Source organism: Paraburkholderia sp. BCC1884, from assembly GCF_900996225.1.
Classification (GTDB): domain Bacteria; phylum Pseudomonadota; class Gammaproteobacteria; order Burkholderiales; family Burkholderiaceae; genus Paraburkholderia.
Genome location: NZ_CAAJGL010000068.1, coordinates 1,592,983 through 1,612,574, shown reverse-complemented (window position 1 = coordinate 1,612,574; position 19,592 = coordinate 1,592,983). Strand labels below are relative to the sequence as shown.

Annotated in this window: 12 protein-coding genes; 6 read left to right on the top strand and 6 right to left on the bottom strand. The window is 65.6% G+C overall.

The features are described 5' to 3' along the window. The first annotated feature begins 217 nt into the window (after nt 1-217). The 3 genes from FQ705_RS13965 to FQ705_RS13955 all read left to right on the top strand — a co-directional run bounded on the left by FQ705_RS13965 (nt 218) and on the right by FQ705_RS13955 (nt 3,920). Nucleotides 218-1,093, top strand: coding sequence for a hypothetical protein (locus tag FQ705_RS13965; protein WP_260854479.1), 876 nt, complete (start codon nt 218-220; stop codon nt 1,091-1,093). An 81-nt stretch (nt 1,094-1,174) separates the two neighbouring features. Further along, nucleotides 1,175-2,053, top strand: coding sequence for an extracellular solute-binding protein (locus FQ705_RS13960; protein ID WP_144141829.1), 879 nt, complete (start codon nt 1,175-1,177; stop codon nt 2,051-2,053). Between the two features lie 4 nt (nt 2,054-2,057). Beyond that, nucleotides 2,058-3,920 (top strand): ATP-binding cassette domain-containing protein, encoded by a 1,863-nt coding sequence (locus FQ705_RS13955; protein ID WP_144141826.1) that lies wholly within the window; start codon nt 2,058-2,060, stop codon nt 3,918-3,920. Here the strand turns inward: FQ705_RS13955 and FQ705_RS13950 are convergent. The 4 genes from FQ705_RS13950 to FQ705_RS13935 all read right to left on the bottom strand — a co-directional run bounded on the left by FQ705_RS13950 (nt 3,902) and on the right by FQ705_RS13935 (nt 7,960). Continuing rightward, entirely contained in the window at nt 3,902-5,344 is a 1,443-nt protein-coding gene (locus FQ705_RS13950; protein WP_144142410.1) for a nicotinate phosphoribosyltransferase, read from the bottom strand. The two genes, FQ705_RS13955 and FQ705_RS13950, sit on opposite strands and share 19 nt — an antisense overlap. 93 nt (nt 5,345-5,437) lie before the next feature. Continuing rightward, the gene (locus FQ705_RS13945) at nt 5,438-6,202 is read right to left on the bottom strand and encodes a methyltransferase family protein (RefSeq protein ID WP_144141823.1); all 765 of its coding nucleotides are present in this window, start codon (nt 6,200-6,202) and stop codon (nt 5,438-5,440) included. Nucleotides 6,203-6,412: 210 nt separating this feature from the next. Beyond that, nucleotides 6,413-7,615 carry a CpaE family protein gene (locus tag FQ705_RS13940; protein ID WP_144141821.1) on the bottom strand — a complete coding sequence of 401 codons (1,203 nt, stop codon included), beginning with the start codon at nt 7,613-7,615 and terminating at the stop codon, nt 6,413-6,415. Nucleotides 7,616-7,681: 66 nt separating this feature from the next. Further along, the gene (locus FQ705_RS13935) at nt 7,682-7,960 is read right to left on the bottom strand and encodes a hypothetical protein (protein ID WP_144141818.1); all 279 of its coding nucleotides are present in this window, start codon (nt 7,958-7,960) and stop codon (nt 7,682-7,684) included. 1,273 nt (nt 7,961-9,233) lie between these two features. Between FQ705_RS13935 and FQ705_RS13930 the strand changes: the two genes are divergently transcribed. From FQ705_RS13930 to FQ705_RS13920, 3 genes are all read left to right on the top strand, one after another. Continuing rightward, a complete protein-coding gene (locus tag FQ705_RS13930) occupies nt 9,234-10,670 on the top strand; it encodes a sigma-54-dependent transcriptional regulator (RefSeq protein WP_144141815.1) in 1,437 nt (478 codons plus the stop codon). Between the two features lie 18 nt (nt 10,671-10,688). Beyond that, nucleotides 10,689-12,323 (top strand): MFS transporter, encoded by a 1,635-nt coding sequence (locus FQ705_RS13925; RefSeq protein ID WP_144141812.1) that lies wholly within the window; start codon nt 10,689-10,691, stop codon nt 12,321-12,323. Between the two features lie 357 nt (nt 12,324-12,680). Beyond that, nucleotides 12,681-15,335, top strand: a complete 2,655-nt coding sequence (locus FQ705_RS13920) for a mechanosensitive ion channel domain-containing protein (RefSeq protein ID WP_144141809.1) — start codon at nt 12,681-12,683, stop codon at nt 15,333-15,335. A 117-nt stretch (nt 15,336-15,452) separates the two neighbouring features. Here the strand turns inward: FQ705_RS13920 and FQ705_RS13915 are convergent, their stop codons facing one another. Further along, on the bottom strand, nt 15,453-17,729 hold the full coding sequence (locus FQ705_RS13915) for an ATP-dependent DNA helicase (RefSeq protein ID WP_144141806.1): 2,277 nt from the start codon (nt 17,727-17,729) through the stop codon (nt 15,453-15,455). Beyond that, the gene (locus tag FQ705_RS13910; RefSeq protein ID WP_144141803.1) at nt 17,726-19,546 is read right to left on the bottom strand and encodes a VRR-NUC domain-containing protein; all 1,821 of its coding nucleotides are present in this window, start codon (nt 19,544-19,546) and stop codon (nt 17,726-17,728) included. The genes FQ705_RS13915 and FQ705_RS13910 overlap by 4 nt, the downstream gene beginning before the upstream one ends. Between the last annotated feature and the right edge of the window lie 46 nt (nt 19,547-19,592).

Sequence of the window (19,592 nt, the reverse complement as noted above, 5' to 3'; positions counted from 1 at the left end):
GCGTGTGTATATTACGCTGCGTTGACGGCCCGCGCTCAAAAGCCTGTCGATACGCAATATATCGGCAAACATATCGGCCCCTCGGCCAACGCCGGTTTCACTCACAAGAACTAACGGCACGGATTGACGCATCGGCATCTGGCCCGCGGACAATCGGCCCCTCGGAAATTCCATGCGCTTGCCTCTTTTCATGCGACGGACCACGACTTTCGTTTGCTTGCTCGGACTCACTGCATCGCTGGCCGCTTGCGGTGGCGACGAGATCTCGGTCACGCCGCAGCGGATCGCGCTCAGCGCCTCGCCGAACGGCATCGCGGTGCGCAGCACGGATGGCGCCGTCTTCATCACCGACGATCAGACCAACAGCGTGCTCACCTCGCCGGACGGCCACGGGTTTGCCCACTACGCGGCCGTACCGGGCGTGGCCGGTCAGTCGAACAGCCTGAGCCAGTTGAGCTTCGCCGACACCGGCGCGCTGATGATCGAACGCTTCGGTTTCGGTACCGCGAGCGCCGTGTTCAGCATCACCGGCGTGGACACGCTTGCGGCCCTGACCGGTCCCGACCCGACGCGCCGCCGCCTCGGACTGATCTCGATCGGTTCGAACCGTTTGCTCTCGACGTGGTTCGTCAAGCCCGGCAGCAATCCGGCGGCCGGCGGTCTGAGCCTGATCACTTACGATCCGAACGCTCACACGGCCGTCGAGCGCGATCTGCTGACGGGCCTCGGCAAACCCGTCGGCGTCGCCGTGTCGGGCGATGCGGTGTATGTCTCCGATCAGGCCAACAACGACATCGTCAAGGCGAGCCTGAGCGCGTTGCTCGCTGCCTCGCAGGCGGTGACGGCAAGCGCCTTCGCGCAGATCGACGCGCCCGACCTGATGGCCGTCGACGCCGGCGGCAAGCTGTACACCAAATGCAACACCACCGGCCTGTGCCGGATTGCGCCGGACGGCACCATCAGCGTGCTGGCGAACGACTTCCAAGACGCCCGGGGCGTGGCCGTCGACGCGCCGCGCAACCGGCTGTATGCGATCGACCGGGCGGCCAGCACAGGCGGCACCAGCTACGTCAGGATTCTCCCGCTCAATTGAGCACGAGCCTGTGCGTCGCTCTACAACGTGACACGATGACGTCGTAATATAGCGACCTTAATAACGCAAACGGGGTTTCGCATGATTCGCAAGCTGCTCGCTTCTCTCGTCGTGGTCGCCGGTGTCGTCAACGTGGCGCCGGCTTTCGCCCAGGACGATACGGTCAACGTGCTGTACGCCGGCTCGCTCGTCAACCTGATGGAGCGCAGCGTCGGCCCGGCATTCGAAAAAGCCACCGGCCAGCACTTCCGCGGCTACGCCGCCGGCTCGAACAAGATCGCCAACGAGATCAAGGGCAAGCTGCGCCGCGGCGACGTGTTCATCAGTGCCAGCCCGAAGGTCAATGACAGCCTGATGGGCGAAGCGAACGGCGATCACGTGCAGTGGTACGTGAACTTCGCCGAGTCGCCGTTGATGATCGGCTACAACCCGCAAAGCAAATTCGTGGCCCAGTTCAAGAGCAGGCGTTGGGACCAGGTGCTGCAGGAGCCGGGCATCCGCATTGGCCGCACCGATCCGAAGCTCGACCCGAAGGGCGCGTTCACTGTCGAGATGGTGACGAAGGCCGCTGAGCTCTACCATCAGCCGGATCTGGTCGAAAAGACGCTGGGCGCGCCGGAAAACGCCGAGCAGGTGTTGCCGGAGGAAACGCTGGTTGGCCGCCTGCAATCCGGTCAGCTCGACGCGGGCTTCTTCTATTCCACCGAAACCTCGGATCTGAAGATTCCGTCGATCCGTCCGGCGCCTGAACTGCAGGCCAAGGCCAGCTACACGCTGACCATTCTCAGCGACGCGCCGAACCGCAACGGCGCCAGCAGCTTCGTCGACTTCCTGCTGAGCGCGAAAGGCCGCGAGCTGCTCAAGCAACACGGCGTGGACGTGATTCAACCCGTCGTGAAGGGCAACGTGCAAGCCATGCCGCCCTCAGTGCAAGCCGTGATCGACGCCACCGCGAAGTAAGGCAATGCAACGACCCGCAGCACGAGCCCTGGTGTGGCTCGCGGCGCTGCTCGCCGTCTATCTGTGCGCGCCGTTCGTCGCCAGCGTGCCGCAACTCGGCCACGCCGACTGGGCCAATGTCGACTGGCATGCGACCTGGTCCGCGGTCGGCGTGTCGGTCGCGAGCGCCAGTGTCGCATCGCTCGTGATCCTGCTCGGCGGCGTGCCGCTCGGCTATTTGCTCGCCCGCTCGAACTCGCGCAAGACAGCGCTGCTCGGCTTCGTCGTGCAGTTGCCGCTGGCACTGCCGCCGCTCACGAGCGGCGTGCTGCTGCTGTTTCTGCTCGGCCCCTATAGCTGGGTGGGCCAACTCACCGGCGGCGTGTTGACGGATTCGTTCGCGGGCATCGTGCTCGCGGAAGTCTTCGTCGCCGCGCCGTTTCTCATCATCGCCGCGAAGTCCGCGTTCGGCGCCGTCGATCCGGTGCTCGACGATGTTGCCGCGACGCTAGGCCATCACGCCGGCAGCCGCTTTTTCCGGATCATGCTGCCGGTGGCATGGCCCGCGATTCGCGCCGGCCTCGCACTTGCCTGGCTGCGCGCATTCGGCGAATTCGGCGCGACCGTGATGGTGGCCTATCACCCCTATTCCTTGCCGGTCTATACCTACGTGGTGTTCGGCGGCCAGGGGCTGCCGGCGATGATGCCCTTGCTCCTGCCGACGCTGGCGATCGCGATTCTCTGCGCCGCGCTGTCGATTTACAGCCTTCGACAAAAAAACGCCGCCGAGCAGACCGAGAACGGCGACGACGCCCTCGAATCCAGCATCGGTCTGACGGCGAGCCGGGGCGAGTCCGCTCACCTTCGTCTCGAGTTCCATTTGCAACGACGCCTCGGTGCATTCGATCTCGACATCGCGTGGACGCCGACTACGCGGCGTCTGGCGATCATCGGGCCGTCGGGCTCGGGCAAATCGCTGGCCCTGCGTCTGATCGCGGGACTCGAATCGAATGCGTCGAGCAGAGTGCGGCTCGGCGCGACGCAATTGGACACGCTGCCACCCGAGCAACGCCAGATCGGCTATATGCCGCAAGACTACGGCTTGTTCCCGCACATGAGCGTAGCTCGCCAACTCGCCTTTCCCGTCGACGCCGACCTCGCCAGCGCGCGTTACTGGCTCGATCATCTGGGTCTTGCGCAGCTGGTGGACCGCCTGCCGCATCAACTGTCGTTCGGTCAGCGGCAGCGTGTCGCGCTCGCGCGGGCGCTGACGCGGCATAGCGAACTCCTGCTGTTCGACGAACCTTTCGCGGCATTGGATACGCCTCGGCGGCGGCGTTTGCAGCAATCGCTGCGCGCCTTGCAGCGCGAGATCGCCGCAGTGACGATCATCGTCACGCACGATCCCGACGAAGCCGCCCTGCTGGCCGACGAAGTGATGGTGGTCGAACAGGGTCGCGTGCTACAGGCCGGTTTTATCGACGCCGTGTTCGAACAGCCCGCTTCGATGCGGGTTGCCAGCCTGCTGGGTTTGCATAACGTCGGCGAAGGCGCGATGAGCGCGCCGGGGCAAGTAGCGATCGCAGCGGGGCTCGTGATCGGCACCAACGCCAGCGGGCAGGATTTCGCCGCCGGCGAACGCGTCATGTGGCGAGTCTCGGCGCACGCGATTGCCATCTCGGCCGACGGCGCGCTGGCCGGTCTGATCGACTCAGTCGAACTCAGGCGCGGCGAGCGCTATATCCGCGTATCGATTGGCGCAGTCTGTTTCGACATCGCCAGCGAAGACGCCAGTCTGCACGAAGGCATGACATGCCGCGTCGATGTTCACGCGTCAGGCGTCTGCGTCTGGCGCGTGAACAGCAGCACTCAAGCTTCGCCTTCGTGAGCGCGCTGCCTGATCTCCGCAAGCGAGACGTCGACCAGCAGCTTGCCGGAATCGAACACGGTCACCAGCGCGTCTTCCCAATCCGCCTCGGCCGTGTGTTCGTCCCATGCGAGCGGCAGCGTGACCGTGCGGTATTCGCCCGTGCGACGATTGCGCAGCAGCGTGAGGCGTCCTTTCATCGAGCGCTTGCCGGCATCCGTGACGGGGTCCTTGCGCACGTCGTGCCACGTGTCGCCCAAACGGATCGCCGAGCACTTCATCGCGAAGCGCTGCGTGTCGCGGTTGATCTGCTGCAATAGCGCGCCGCCCATGCCGAACACGATGTTGTCCGTCGCAAAGCCGGCTTCGTCGATGGCGGCAAGAATCGCTTCGATCGACTCCGCATTCACGCCGTCGCCCTGAATCACGCGCACGTGATCGAGCACGCGCCGCCCTTTGCTGTTCAGCGTCGAGCCAAACGACGCGTCGAGCGCATGCAAGGTCTGCAGGACGATCTTCTGCGGATCGCCCGAGTCCGGCCGGATCACCAGCATGCCGCCCGAATCGATCACGGCCTGTTTCAATTCCGTGCCCCAGGTGTGGAGCGCGGCGAACAGATCGTAGGAGTCGGACACCACCGAGACGATCGCGCCTGGCTTGCCGAACTGCGCGATCATGTTGCGGAACGCGTCGGTTTCGCGCTCGCGGCCCCATGACGTAATCGTGCTGTGCTCGGCGGCCGGCACCGAAAACGCCGCCATCGTCTCGTTGTAGTAGTGGTTCGCCGCGACCACGCCGAGCACCGTATCCGAGCCCATGAAGCTGACGAGATGCGCCGCACCGCCGATTGCCGCCGATTCCGCACTCGACACGCCACGCGCGCCGAAGTCGTGCAACTTGAACGGCAACTGCGTGAGATCGTCGCTGCTCTTCTCGAGCCAGCCACGGATCGTCCTGCGCAAATGCCAGCTTTGCGTCGCCACGGTGACCGGATACCAGACGCGCAGCAGCATGGTCTCCAGATACGAAGCCAGCCAGAAGACCTGCGGATCGTCGCATTCGACGGTGACCAGCACGTTGTGCGTCGGCACGACCGAGCCTTCCGGCACCGCACGAATCCGCACCGGCAGATAGCCGCCGTATTGTTCGACGATGTAGCGCCACCCGGCTTCGTTGAACGGCTCGCCGTGGCCGCCGAAAAATGCCCTGGCCTGTTCGATCATCGCCGGTGTGACGGGACGACACAGATACTCCTTGATGAGCATCTGCAAGCCGAAGAACAGCGTGCGGCCGTAACGGCCGCCGCGCGATTCGATGTACGAGAACATCGCCGACGCGTCGGGCGGATATTGCAGGTAGTGGGACGCCTTGTACGAATCCGTGTTGAGGATCGGGTTGGACAGGATCGAGGCGATATCGCTGACACCGCCGATATCGTTGTGCATGGACAATGCTGCGCTCACGTGGCTCTCTTGAGAGGGATCGGTCGGATTGGGCTCGCGACCGGCGCGAGCCCGACATAGCGACACGATACACCGTCAGAAGACACCGGGAATCACGCGGAAGCGTACCTTGGCCCGATAGGCCCGGTAATGCCCGTCCTCGGACAGCAGTCGCTCTTCGCGCACGATGCGTCCGACCTGCAAGGCAAACTGGCAACTGTAGACGAGCGCGTTCTGCAAGCCGAAGTTGGCCAGCAGAAAGCCGATATCCATCACGAAGTAGCCCAGATACATGGGATGACGCACGAACCGGTAGGCCCCGCCCGACACCACGCCGCGATTGGCCGGCAAGATGCCGAACGAGCGGCGCAGTGAAAACTTCGCGAACAGCTGCCAGAAAATGCCGATCAGCTGCAGCGCGGCGCCTACCGATTCAGGCACGAGCGGAATGCCGGGCGACAGCCGCACGGCCAGAAAATAGAAGGTGCCGCCCACCGAGCAAACAAAGGCGAACGGGGTCCAGTCGCGTTTGATCGGCACGCGTGCAAAAAGCGACAGGCCGATCGTGACGAATGCGCCCGCCACGAGCAGTAACAGGGTGATGCGGGTGGGCTGCGCGAGCCATCGTTCGATGGCGGCGTGGGCGAAGAGCGTGAGCAGCAGCGCGGCGCCGCAACGCGTGAGAATTTCCACCGAGGCCACGCGCAAACCATCGGCTGAGCCGGCGACCGGGTCATCGCGCGCCTGGTCATCGCGCGCCTGGTCATCGAGGCGGGTTCGCGCCGTCGAAGTCGCAGCGTTTTTTTCTTCCACGCGAGGGCGTTCGCCGTCGACGTCCCGGTTCGGAGTATGGGCGGTCATGCCATGCTCGTTCGATATGCCAATCAATTTTCGAGCCGCACGAAGGCGGATAGCCGGCGTCTCGCCGGCCTGCGTCTGCTGATCTCTGCGTCGCAGCGTAGCAGTCCCCGTGACACATTGTCCAGACCGCACCAACCCCGACGGCACGGTGCATCGACGGTCTATCCATTGAGCATGCACCGTCGACATCACGAACCGGACCTACCCGCCTCAATGGCCCGGTTTCAAACGCGGCGGCAGCGTCGTCTGAGTGGCGAACAGGCGCCCGAACACGCCTTTGCGACTTCCGGCAAAAGCCGGCCACAACATATCGGCGAGCAGGCTGATGCCTTGTGCAAGGATGCTGTCGTGCGCCGAGGTCACGAGCGGCACGCCGCGGCTGAGCGCCTCACTGGCCTGCTGGTCGTCGCGTGGCAACTGATGCGCGACCCTCGCGCCAAGGGTCTGTTCGAGGGTCGGCAGATTGATCGGCGCGCTCTTGTCGTACTGATTGACGACCACCCTCACCTTGCTCGCCGGATAGCCGAGTTCGCGGAAAATATCGAGCATGCGACGCCCGCCGTGCAGATAAAGCGGACTCTGCCGAACCACCATGCAGATCATGTCGCTGCGGTCGAGTGCGAGGATCGTCAACGGATTGAGACTCTGGCCGACGTCGATCAGCACCGCGTCGTAGCGTTCGCGAACCAGCGCGAGAATCCGCTCCAGCTGCGCGGGCTGCAATTCGGCAGCCTTGAGCGGATCGCCGGCGCCCGCCAGCACATCGAGATTCGCGTGCACGCGCATCACGCAGGATTCGAATAGCTCGGCATCGAGCCGATCGATCTGCGAACACAGGTCGGCGAGCGTCGTGGGCGGCGGCCGGTCGGCCATCAGCAGACTGGCATCGGCGAATTGCTGGCTCAGGTCGATCAGCAGGACGCGCCGGTTGTTCAACGTGGCAAGCGAATACGCGAGGTTCACCGCGATCAGCGTGGTGCCGCTGCCGCCCTTGCTCGAGGCGAGCGAAACGACGCGTCCGGCGCGCCGTCCGGGCGGATTTTTTCTGACTTCGATCTGGGCGAGCGCGAGGGCGATCTCGTCGGCGTCGAACGGCCAGGCGAACACATGCCGAACCCCGACGCGCAGCGCCGCACCCAGCAATGCCGTGGAAGGCTCGGCCGTGACCAGCATGCAGTGCAGCGCCGGCGTGCAGGCCAGCACTTCTTCAACGCCGTCGAGATCGCGGGCATTCAACTCGCTGTCTTCGACGATCAGCAGATCGGCGCTGCGAATCGCGCGGGCATGTGTGCGCAGTTGCCGGGCCGTGCCGCGCGCGCTACGCAGCCGGTAAGCCACGCCGCTTTGCTGAAGACGCGCCACGATCTGCGGCGCGCGTTCCGCGCTGGAGGAAATCAGGAAGATGTCGATCATGTCGGTCTCCGCCGGTGTGCAGCCGTTCGCCTGGCGAGGCCACGTCGGTCAATGCGACGCTGGGTGTTAGTCGTCCGTATCGGACGGATGGATGTCCACGCCACGCTCACGGTCCTCGCGCTCGCGCGAAACGGGCATCTCGTAGAGTGCGTCGCGCAAGCCCTCGCGTTCGACCTGGGCCTGAGCCTTACGCCGGATCGCTTCGGCGATCACGAGCGTCATCAGGTCGGGCTGCGGTGCGGCGAACAGCGAGCGCGCCGGAATCCGGCATCGTAGATAGGACAAGCCGGTGGCTTGAGGGTCCAGCCGCGCTGCGGCGTCTGCCCGGATGATCTGTTTTTTCATGACAACCCCGAATGATGGGCCCTTGCGGGCCATGTCCAGCATGTCCAGGTGAGCCGTGTCCGCATGGGTATGCGGACACGGCGCCCGGTCCACCTCGTTTATTTCGCCTCTCTAAGGAGACTCTGGCCTTGGCTCCTCGCCTCTTCGCGCCGGCCGGTCCTGCCGAGCGCTGCCCCGTCGCTATCTTGTCGTTGTCGCTATTTTTTGCTGCTGTTTTTTGTCTTATGCCTCGTACTCTCCGGTCGTGAGTGACCGGTACAGGTACCGGTCACTCCGCCGTTTATTGTTGACGTCTTTTTCTCATTGGCCCCGCCGTATCCTCGCAAGACCTGTTGTTGGCCTCCCCGACCACGCTTGCGAAGTCTGTGTCTGCCGCCGGTCTCTTCTCCCGTCGCTTCCCCGTAGGTGAACCGGGCGGCAAACGCATTCTCTGTGACTCCCTTATTGCAATGGCCGTGCCATGTGACCTCGATCCCTTGTCCATCATGGCTTTTGCTGCAGCGCACCCTGAACCGGGGCGCCTCGCGGCACACGATGATTCGTATTCGACACACGCTTATTTCAGGGCCCGAATTGCCCTGGAAAGATGTACGCGCAAATCGTCGTGAAACGGGTCGGCGCACACCACGACCCGTCGAGGCTTGCAGCGCTGTCAGGTCAAAACTGCCGATAGCTGTCGGCGTAAACCGCGCTCACACCGGCTTGCCCGATATGTTGCAAGCTTGAGACGGCAAAACGCATCATCGGCATCGACGTCTCGCGGCTGAGAACGCGGCGATTGACGCGTTATGTGCGACGACGCGCATAGCCTGTCTTGACGGTCTGTTTTTGAACGGAGAAGGCGCGCCGGCGCCGCGCAGGAAACCTTGATGAATCCACCATTGTTTGTATGGCGCTCGTCAGCACTTTCGCTTATCGTTAAGCCACGCGCCGCACAGAGCGCGGTATAACAGGCCAACGAGGTCCAACGGCTGTGGTGATTCGGGGATGAAATCGTCTGGCGGTTGCAGAATTGAACGCAGTGCCGCCATCTGTCCGATGTGTAGCAACGCGCGGTTCGCGCCGCCCGCTCCATGCTCCCCGCCAATTGCCACTACCGTGAATCCGTCAGTGACCGTCCGCCCGCAAAAGGGGCAGCCGGCGCCGGCGCAACCCATGCCCGCATCCCGTCGAACGGAGCGGCTGGCTCTGTTGACCAGGGATCGGTGCGGCCTGCCGGTCTGTCGAATATGTCAAATAGCAATACCGAGAGCAGCATCAAACCGGGGGTAACATGAATACGACTGGCACGCCTGCCGACACCGAACGCACCGTTCTCTATGTGTCGAATGCACCCGACCAGAAACTCGCCGACTTCCTGGGCGAGTCTGGTTGGCAAGCGGTGCACGCCAAAACCACCGCCATCGCCGAACGCATGATCGAGCGTGGCAACATCAAGGTCGGGCTCGTCCAGTTGCCTGGCGACTGCACCTCGCAGCAGCTTCAGGCGCTCGCCTCCTGCATGCGGCGCATGGAAACCAATTGGGTCGCGCAAATCGCGCCGGGCCAGGCGGAAGACGATCTGGTCAGCCGCTTCATCCTCGATTACTGCTTCGACTTCGTCACCCGCCCGTGGCTGAACGAACGGCTCGTGTTCGCACTCGGTCACGCGCACGGTTTGTCGAGCCTGCGTCAGTCGCGCGTCACGCCCGAGCCGTCGCTCGGCCGGCATGGCATGGTGGGCCAGTGTGAAGCAATGCAGCAGTTGTACCGCCGCATCGACAAATGCGGCGTAACCAATGCGCCGGTGTTCGTGGCCGGCGAGTCGGGCACGGGCAAGGAGCTGACCGCCCGCGCGATTCACGATCGCTCGCCGCGCGCCGGCCGCACCTTCGTCGCGATCAATTGCGCGGCGATTCCGCCGAGTCTGCTGCAAGCCGAACTGTTCGGCCACGAGCGCGGCGCGTTCACCGGCGCGCTGCAGCGCAAGATCGGCCGGATCGAAACGGCTCATGAGGGCACGCTCTTTCTCGATGAAATCGGCGATATGCCGCATGAATGCCAGGCGGTGTTGCTGCGCTTTCTTCAGGAAGGCACGATCGAGCGGCTGGGCGGCAACGGGCCGATCAATGTCGACGTGCGGGTCATTTCCGCGACCCACGTCGATCTCGACAAGGCGGTCGAAGACGGACGCTTCCGCTCCGACCTGTATCACCGTCTGTGCGTGCTGCGCCTGATCGAGCCGCCGCTGCGCGAGCGTGGCGGCGATATCAAGCTGCTCGCCAACTATGCACTCAGCATGTACAAGCAGGACGGCGCGCGCAAACTGCGCGGGCTGTCGAGCGATGCGATCGTCGCCATGTCGAACTATCCGTGGCCGGGCAACGTGCGGGAGTTGATCAACTGCGTGCGCCGCGCGGTGGTGATGAGCGAGGGGCGCTTCATCACAGCGAGCGATCTCGGTCTGCCGGAAGCCGACAATGGCCCGGCGGTGACGCTCGCGGAGATCCGCAGCAAGGCCGAGAAAGACGCCATCGAACATGCCCTGCAGCGTCATGGCTACAAGCTCTCGGAAGCGGCGGCGGAACTCGGCATTTCGCGCGCCACGCTGTACCGGCTGATGCATGCGAACCGGCTGCATCAGGAGCCGGCGGCCGGGCGCGCTTCGGCCGCGAACGGCGGGACGGATTCCGACGACGAGGCCGAGCGGCAGGCGTCGTCGCTGGTGTGACGGCCGTCGGGAGCAGACTTGGCCGACCATCGCCTGCCGGCGCCCGGGCGCTCCCGCTCGCCCGCCCAGCCCGCGCAGGCGAGTCCGTGCGACACCCTCGCCATCCGCGCGCAGCCGCCCGGCTTCGGTCATCCGTGCCGGCGTAAAAAGCTGGCGCTGGCGGCGACCATCCTCGGTTCGAGCATGGCCTTCATCGACGGCTCGGTCGTCAACGTCGCCTTACCGTCGATTCAGACCGAACTGGGCGCCAGCGTCGCGGCGATCCAGTGGGTCGTCGACGCTTATCTGCTGTTTCTCGGCGCGCTGGTGCTGGTGGGCGGCTCGCTGGGCGACACGCTCGGCCGGCGCACGGTCTTTGTCGTGGGAATCGTTCTGTTCACGCTGGCTTCGATTGCCTGCGGTCTTGCGCCGGGCGCCGGCGCGTTGATCGCGGCGCGTGCCGTGCAAGGCGTCGGCGCGGCCTTGCTGGTGCCGAGCAGTCTTGCCATCATCGGCGCGGTCTTCGACGATCGCGAACGCGGTCAGGCGATCGGCACCTGGGCGGGCGTCGGCGCGATTACCTCGGCGCTCGGGCCGGTGGCCGGCGGCTGGCTCGTCGACGCCTTGTCCTGGCGGGCGATTTTTTTCCTCAACGTACCGATTGCCTGCGCCACCGTCGCGCTGGCGCTGGTCGCCGTGCCGGACAGCCGCCGGGATGACGGTGGGCGTGAGCCCGTCGTCGCCGGCACTCGCGCCCGCTTGCCGGCCGGGATTGACTGGCCGGGCGCGGTGAGCGCGGCGGCGGGGCTCGGCGCGTTGACCTATGGGCTGACGCTGGCGTCGGCGCACGGATTTGGCGACCGACGGGTGCTGGCCTTGCTGATCGTCGGCGTCATGGTGCTGATCGCGTTCGTCGCGCTCGAAGCGAACACCCGCCATCCGATGATGCCGCTCGACGTGTTCCGTTCCCGCAACTTCGTCGGCGCGAATCTCGTTACCCTGCTGCTCTATTTCGGCCTCGGCGGGGCGCTGTTCTTTCTGCCCTTCACGCTGATTCGCGCCTATGGCTACAGTGCGACGCAAGCCGGCGCGGCGTTACTGCCGGTGCCGGTGACCATCGGTCTGCTGTCGCGGTTGACAGGCGGCCTGACGAGCCGTTACGGCGCGCGGGCCTTGCTCAGCGTGGGCCCGCTCGTCGCCGCGGGCGGCTTCGTGCTGCTCGCGCTGCCGTGGAGCGGCGGCGGCTATTGGCGCAGCTTCTTTCCAGCGCTGGTCGTGCTCGGACTCGGCTTGACCATCACCGTCGCGCCGTTGACGACGACGGTGATGACGTCGGTGTCCGCCGCGCGTACCGGCGTCGCCTCGGGCATCAACAACGCGGTGGCACGGGTGGCCAGCCTGCTGGCGATCGCGGTGCTGGGGATCGTTTTCGTCTGGTCGCACGATGCCGTGCTCGGCGCTCGGCTCGCCGCGTTGTCCATACCGCAGCGGCAGGCGCAAGCGGAGTTGCAGGCGGAACGCGCATCGGCGCGGCCCGAAGTGGCGAGGGCCCAAGCCGAAGCCCTGGCTGCGGCTCTGCGCGCGGTGGCTCTGGTATCGGCTGGTTGCGCGCTGGCCGGTGGAGCGCTGGCGGCACTGACCATTCGCTCCCAGCCGAAGCGCCAGCCTGAATAGGCGAGCGCGGGTGTCCGGCGAGACGCATCGATCGCTTAGTGCGGCGTGAACGTCGCCGACCTCATGCCGCCCGGCATGGCAAACTGCTGCACTGACCCGGCAGTCGTCGCGACCACTCGGGCTTTAGCTGTTCCGCCCGGACACGCCCGTTTCAAGCCGCCCCATTCGTCCGACGGGCAAGTTTTTTGCTACCCGCTTAGGCCACCCGACGGGGCCGCCGGGCTCTTGCGGGCCGTTTGCCACGTCCCCACGCGGAACTTGTATGACCTAAGCCGTGTCGGTTCAGGGTCACGCCGCCGGACCTTCCATGCGTTTCGGCACAGCCGCCGTCCGCTTCTGTACCCCGCTTTACACCCTATGCGCAAATTACTCCACGCCTGGTTTTTCATTCTTCTGCTGCTCGGCGCCTCGCCGGTATTCGCCGCTGCCACCGCGCCCGCCTCGGCCGCGTCCGCTCCCACCGTCACGCTGACGCCCGAGCAGGCCCGCCAGGCTCTCGCCGTCCTCAACGACCCGAAACGCCGCGCGCAAGTCTCCGATACGCTGCAGGCGATCGCCGCCGCCGGCGCTTTGAGCGCGCCAGCGGCGTCCGCGGCGAGCGCCGCCTCGGCGCCCGCACCCGCGAGCGGGGCCGCCGCGCTGGTGCCGAACGCTTTCAACTCGAACGGCCTTGCCTCGCAACTGGCCCGTCAGGGTGCGCACTGGGCCGTGCATCTGGCCAGGTCCCTGCGCGGCTCGATCGACGCCCTGCTCGACGTCGCCTCGGTACGTGCCTGGTGGAACTGGCAATCGACCAGCCCGCAAGCGCGCGCCGTGCTCGGCCATGTCGCCTGGTCGCTGCTGGCCGCGCTGGTGCCCGCGTTCGTGCTGGAATGGCTGGCGCGCCGGCTGCTTCGTGGCGTTTACAAGGCGCTGGCCGCGCGCCGCGCAAATGGCGACGACGATGACGTCGCCGCCGACGACCTGCCCATCGACGTCGCCCCGCAGCCCGCCGATGCGCCCAACGCCGCGCCCCCTCTGCCCGTGTCCCCCGTCGCCGACGCTGAAGCCGATGCGAAGGCGCGTCGAGCTGCGGCGGCACCGGTCGGCACGGCCGCCGCGGCGTCCGCGAAAGGCCGCGCGATCGAGGCCAGCGGCAAACAGAAAGCGACGCATCACTGGACGCTCCTGCGGCGCCTGCCCCGCGCGCTGTTGACCCTGGTCCTGCATTTCCTGCCGCTGGCGGTGTTCGTCGGCGCGGCGAGCGCGCTCATGTCGATCTTCACCGACGACGGCACGCCGCAAGACCGCGCGCTCGACTCGCTGGTCGACATCTACGTGCTGTGCCGCGTGATCGTGATAATGAGCGGCTTCTTTTTGCAACCCGCCGCGCCGCGTCTGCGGCTGTTGCGCATGAGCGATGCATGGGCCGTGTTCGTGCAGCGCTGGATGGTGCGGATCGTCAGCGTGGTCGGCGCCGGTTCGGCGGTCGCGGAGATCGCCCAGTCGCTCGGTCTGAGCGACGCCGCGCATCTCGCGCTGATGAAAGTCGTCGCGCTCGCCGGTCACATCATGATCTCGATCCTGATCCTGCAATGCGCGCGGCCGGTCGGCGAACTGATCCGCGAGCGCGCCGCCAAACGCAAATCGCTGGAGGTGCTCGGCGGCGCCTTTGCCGACGTCTGGGCGTGGCTCGCGATTTTCGTCGTGATGGCGCTGTGGTTCATCTGGGCGCTCGACGTGCAGAACGGCTATCACACCCTGCTGCATCTCGGCGGCATCTCGCTGGCGGTGCTGGTCGCCGCGCGCGTGGTGTCGATCGTGGTATTCGGCGCGCTCGCCCGCCTCTTCCATGTGCAGGGCGATGCGGCGCAGTCGCTGCTGCATCAGCACGCCTATCGCTATTACCCGTTGCTGCGGCGCGTGATCTCGTGGGTCATCGGCATTGTCACCGCGCTCGCGCTGATGCAGGTGTGGGGCTTTCACGTCGCCGAACTGTTCCGCGCGGGGACCATCGGTCACCGGCTCGCGTCGGCGATCATCACCATCGGCGTGGCCGCGGTGGTCGCGCTGGTGGTGTGGGAAAGCGTCAACGTATCGGTCGAACAGCGGCTCGAACGCTGGACCACCAGCGGCGACCTGGTGCGCGCCGCACGCCTGCGCACCCTGTTGCCGATGCTGCGTAGCGCCCTCTTTTGCGCGATCGCGCTGGTCGTCGTGCTCACGGGCCTGAGCGAACTCGGCGTGAATATCGGACCGCTGCTGGCGGGCGCGAGCATCTTCGGCGTGGCGCTCGGCTTCGGTTCACAAAAGCTGGTGCAGGATTTCATCACCGGCATTTTCCTGTTGATGGAAAACGCCATGCAGGTCGGCGACTGGGTCACGCTCGCGGGCGTGTCCGGCACCGTCGAGTATCTGTCGATCCGCACCGTACGGTTGCGCGGCGGCGACGGTTCGCTTTACACCGTGCCGTTCAGTTCGGTATCGACGGTCAACAACACCAATCGCGGCATCGGCAATGCGGCGGTGAAGGTCAGCATCGTGTTCGGCCAGGACGTCGATCTGGCCATCACGACGCTGAAGGAAATCGGCGCCGCCCTGCGCGAGGACGACAAGTTCAAGGACGGCATCCTGTCGGACTTCAGCTTCTGGGGTGTCGATGCGCTCGACGGTTCGGCCATCGCCCTCGCCGGCCAGATTCAATGTCGCGACAGCGCGCGCTGGGGCGTGCAGCGCGAATTCAACCGGCGCATCCTCGATCAGTTCCGGGAGCGCGGCATCGAGATCGCGAACCCGCAGCGCAACCTGCTGACGTGGGACCCTGAAAGCGTGCCGGCCCAGATCGGCTCCGGCAGCACGACGCCGGACGCGACGAAAAACGATGCGCCCGCCACCTCGCCCGCCGATGCTTCGGAACCCGAATCGACCGACAAGGGTGACGCGCCGGTGGAAGACCAGTTGCCCGTCGATCCTAAACCGGCCGGTGGTCCAGGAACGCCAGCAAATCCTGGTTCGACCTCTCCGCATGAGTGAAGTAGAACCCGTGACCGGCGCCTTCGTCGACCTGCAGTAACGCGTCCGGGATCAGCGCCGCGGTGGGGCGTCCGGTAAGGTCCAGCTACTCGCTGCCGCGCCTCGCCGATGCACGCCCTACCGCACCACCCACCATCGCGGCAACAACCGCCGCACTTCCGCCCGCCGATAACGGTCATCGATCAGATGCACCACCCCCTGATCCTGCTCCGTGCGGATCACCCGCCCAGCCGCCTGCACTACTTTCTGCAGCCCCGGATACAGGTACATGTAATCGTAGCCATTGCCGAACTTCGCCTCCATCGTGCGGCGCATCTGCTCGTTGACTTCGTTGATCTGCGGCAAGCCGAGCGTGGCGATAAACGCGCCGATCAATTGCTGGCCGACGAGGTCGACGCCTTCCGAAAACGCCCCGCCCAGCACCGCAAAGCCGACACCCTGATTCGTGCTCCGGAAGCGCGCGAGAAACGCGTCGCGCGCGGCCTCGTCCATGCCGGGTTCCTGAGTCCAGACCGGCAACTCGGGATGCCGCTCGCGCAACAACGCCACCACGCGCTGCAAGTAATCGAAGCTGCTCAGAAAGCCCAGATAATTGCCCGGCTGCGCCGCATATTGTTCGGCGATCAGGTCGGCGATCGGGACGAGCGAACGCTCGCGATCGCGCCAGCGCGTCGACACATGACCCGCCACGCGCACCTGCAACTGCTCGGCGCGAAACGGGCCCTCGACGTCGAGCCACCGGGTCTGCTCCGGCAAGCCCAGCGTGTCGAGATAGAAATGGTGTGGACTGAGCGTGCCCGAAAACATCACCGTGGTACGCGCGGCGGCGTAGCGCGGACCCAGAAACGGCGCGGGAATCACGTTGCGCACGCACAGCGTGGCGCTGGTTTTGTCGCGCGGCGCCTGGGGGGCGGCCGCGAGCGTGATGTCGAAAATCGAATGCGCGCCGAATTGCTCGGCGAGCGCGACGAAATGCATCGCGTCGAAGAAAAACCTTAGCGAGGCGTCGTCGATGGAAAGCGGTGCTTCGGCAATCTGGTCCGTCACCGCGCCCACCAGGTTTTGTGCGGCGGACAGCAGTTTGCCCGGCACGTCGGGATAGACCTGATAGGTGTCGCTCTGCGCACGCTTGAGCGCGCTCCACTCGCGCGCCAGCCGTTCCAGCGGCTTGCGCAAGGTAGCCGGCGCCGTTTTGCGCGCAAGCCGCAACGCCGCCTGATCGAGCGAGGCCGTGTACATGCGCCGGGCCCGATCGAGCAGGTTGTGCGCCTCGTCGACCAGCACGCCGATGCGCCACTGGTTGAGCTGGGTGAGCGCGTACAGCATCGCGCTGGTGTCGTAGTAGTAGTTGTAGTCGCCGACCACGACGTCGGACCAGCGCGCCAGTTCCTGCGCGAGATAGTACGGACAGACCTCATGCGCGAGCGCCGCCTCGCGCACCGCCGCACGATCGAGCCGCGGCCCCGTCAGCGCCGCACTGCGCGCCGCGTCCAGACGATCGTAGAAGCCGCGCGCCAGCGGACAGGAGTCGCCATTGCAGGCCTTGTCGGGATGCTCGCAGGCTTTGTCGCGCGCGACCAGCTCCAGCGTGCGTAGCGGCAACGGGGTGCCCGACGAGGCGGCGCTGTCGTGAAGCGTACGGATCGCATCGAGCGCCAGCGCGCGGCCAGGCGTCTTGGCCGTCAGGAAGAAAATCCGTTCGATCTGGTCCTCCGCGCACGCCTTGAGCAAAGGAAAAATCGTCGCCAGCGTTTTGCCGATGCCAGTGGGTGCTTGCGCCATCAACGGTTTGCCGTCGCGCGCAGCGCGATACACCGACACCGCCACCTCGCGCTGGCCGCTGCGAAACCGCCCATGCGGAAACTGCAACGCGGCGAGCGCGGCATTGCGCCCCGCGCGATGCGCCTCTTCCTGCACGGCCCAATCGAGAAAGCGTTCGCATTGCTCGACGAAGAAAACCTCCAGGTCGCGCGCGCTGTGGACTTGCGTCAACACCGTTTCCTTCTGGGTGCCGATGTCGTAGTACACCAGCGCCACCGTCATGTCGGCGAGCCCGCGCGCGCGGCACAGCAGATGCCCGTAGACCAGCGCCTGCGCCCAGTGCAGCGTTTGATGATTGGCGGGCATGCGCGCGAGATCGCCGCGATACGTCTTGACCTCTTCCAGCCGGTTCGACACGCGGTCGTAACCGTCGGCACGGCCGCGCACGGTCAAGCCGCGATGCGTGCCGGTCAGCGTGATCTCGGTTTCGTAACCACTCGCGCGACGCCCTGCGACGGCGAGATGGCCGGCCATGCCTTCGAGCGAGGTCGGCGCGGGCGTGAAGCGCAGGTCCAGATCGCCGCGCCGTGCGGTGAATTCACACATCGCCCGAACGGCGACCACGTAGGTCATGCGGCCGCTCCGTCGACGAGCGCGCGTTCGGCGTCGATCGTGTCCTCACCGTGGGCAGCCGATTCATCGGCCCAGCGCACGTCGACCACGCGGACCGGCATGCCGTGCTCGACGCAGTACGCAAGCCAGCGTATCTGGTTGTCCTGCAAACGGTCGCCCGGTCCTTTCACCTCGATCAACTCATAGCGCCGTTCGGCAGGCCAGAAGCGGATCAGATCAGGCAAGCCCGAGCGATTGCCGCGAATATCCCGCAGCAGGCGTTCGAAGCACAGTTTCAGATGCGCGGCGGGCAGGCAGTCGAGTGCGAGCGCGACCAGTTCCGGCGTCAGCAGACCCCAGAACACGAACGGCGATTGCAGTCCCGCCTTGTCGTGCAGATGCCGCAAAATCGTCTCGCGATACGCCTCGCTCCCGAGTTGCGCGAGGCACGCGGCGAACTGGTCCGCGCGACGCGTATGAAAATCGGGCGCGTGCAAATCGGCCGGGCCACGCTGGAACGGATGAAAAAACGCCCCCGGCAATGCCGCGAAAACCGGCTCCCAGCACAGCAACCCGAAGAGAGAATTGAGCAGCGCGTTTTCGACGTAGTGGACGGGCGCGGCTTCGCTCGTCAGATGATCGCGTGTGACGTATTCGACCGCTTGCGGCTCGTCCGGCCTCGGCAGAATCAGCGTGCTGCGCTCGATCGCGCGCGCAGACCGCGTGCGCGCGACCGGTTGGCCGAGCTTGCGCAACAGTCGCGGCAACATGCGTGCGACGCGTTGCGCTTCTTCTTCGCTTTCAGGCGCAGCAGCGGCTCGCGAGGCCAGTTCGAACGCTTCCTGAAAGCGCTCACCGCGCTCCAGCACGCGCATGCGCCGATGCCGCGCGCCAGGCCAGGCGCAAGTCTCGTAGACGCGCAGTGCGGCAGGCCAAAGCTGACGGCGCTCGCAATGGTAGCCAATGCGAAACAGCAATTTCGCGCGACGTGTTTCAAGCCATTCGTTCGAGATGCCGATCGTCGCGACGGCGGCGACGAGGTGGTCGATCGCATGCGGCTCAGTGTCGTCGCCGGGCAGCCAGTCGAGCGCCTCGCGACAGGCATGCAGCGCGAGATACGCGTCGACGTCCGCGCGTTGCTGAAACGCACGCGACGATGGTGCGAACGCCACTTTTTCATACTGGAATACGCCGAGATCGGCGAGCACGAACTCCGACCAGTCCTGCCGCAAGTTGCCGAAGAACATCAGGCGCAGCCGTTCGCACAGTGCCGCGATGGCGACATGCAGGACGCGGTCGGTGGTTTGAGGATGCCAGGCGGACAGCGGCTGGACCCGTGTGCTTTGCATGTCGGCGTCGGGTACGGCGCCGGGTGCGGCTTCGGGTGCGGCTTCGGTTGCGGCGTCGGCGGCGTCGGCGGCGTAAAACGGCCGCAACGTCTCCAGCAGGTCTGGTTTGCGCAAGGCTTTCGCGCCAGGCACGAGGGCGACGGCATCGCCGAAGATGGTCAGCAACTCGGGGCGTGTGGTGAGCGCGAATAAATCGTCGAGCGTAAGCGCCGGTTCAGGGTCGAGCCAGCCGAGCGCCGCGATGGGCGCGGCCGCCTGCAAGGGGCAGCCGATTTCCTCGTAAGCCAGTCGACTCGCGCGAAACAGCGTGCCCTTGCGCATCAGCATACGCACCAGCAGCGCGCGCGATGCCTGCGGCAACGCCGCGAACCCCTTCAGAAAGGCGTGTTCCTGCGCATCCAGCAGATCGCCGTAGCGCGCTTCGAGCCACGCCAGCGCACGTTCGAAGTTCAGCAGATAGTAAAAAGCGAATGAAGCATCTGTTGCCACGGTGCGCCCACGAAACCTGTATGTTTATACAGTGATGATATCAAAC

Excerpts from the sequence above, each read along its gene's own strand:
- FQ705_RS13915 (WP_144141806.1), bottom strand. The coding sequence starts at position 17,729 with ATGACCTACGTGGTCGCCGTTCGGGCGATGTGTGAATTCACCGCACGG.
- FQ705_RS13930 (WP_144141815.1), top strand. The coding sequence starts at position 9,234 with ATGAATACGACTGGCACGCCTGCCGACACCGAACGCACCGTTCTCTAT.
- FQ705_RS13950 (WP_144142410.1), bottom strand. The coding sequence starts at position 5,344 with ATGCACAACGATATCGGCGGTGTCAGCGATATCGCCTCGATCCTGTCC.
- FQ705_RS13960 (WP_144141829.1), top strand. The coding sequence starts at position 1,175 with ATGATTCGCAAGCTGCTCGCTTCTCTCGTCGTGGTCGCCGGTGTCGTC.
- FQ705_RS13940 (WP_144141821.1), bottom strand. The coding sequence starts at position 7,615 with ATGATCGACATCTTCCTGATTTCCTCCAGCGCGGAACGCGCGCCGCAG.
- FQ705_RS13920 (WP_144141809.1), top strand. The coding sequence starts at position 12,681 with ATGCGCAAATTACTCCACGCCTGGTTTTTCATTCTTCTGCTGCTCGGC.
- FQ705_RS13945 (WP_144141823.1), bottom strand. The coding sequence starts at position 6,202 with ATGACCGCCCATACTCCGAACCGGGACGTCGACGGCGAACGCCCTCGC.
- FQ705_RS13935 (WP_144141818.1), bottom strand. The coding sequence starts at position 7,960 with ATGAAAAAACAGATCATCCGGGCAGACGCCGCAGCGCGGCTGGACCCT.
- FQ705_RS13955 (WP_144141826.1), top strand. The coding sequence starts at position 2,058 with ATGCAACGACCCGCAGCACGAGCCCTGGTGTGGCTCGCGGCGCTGCTC.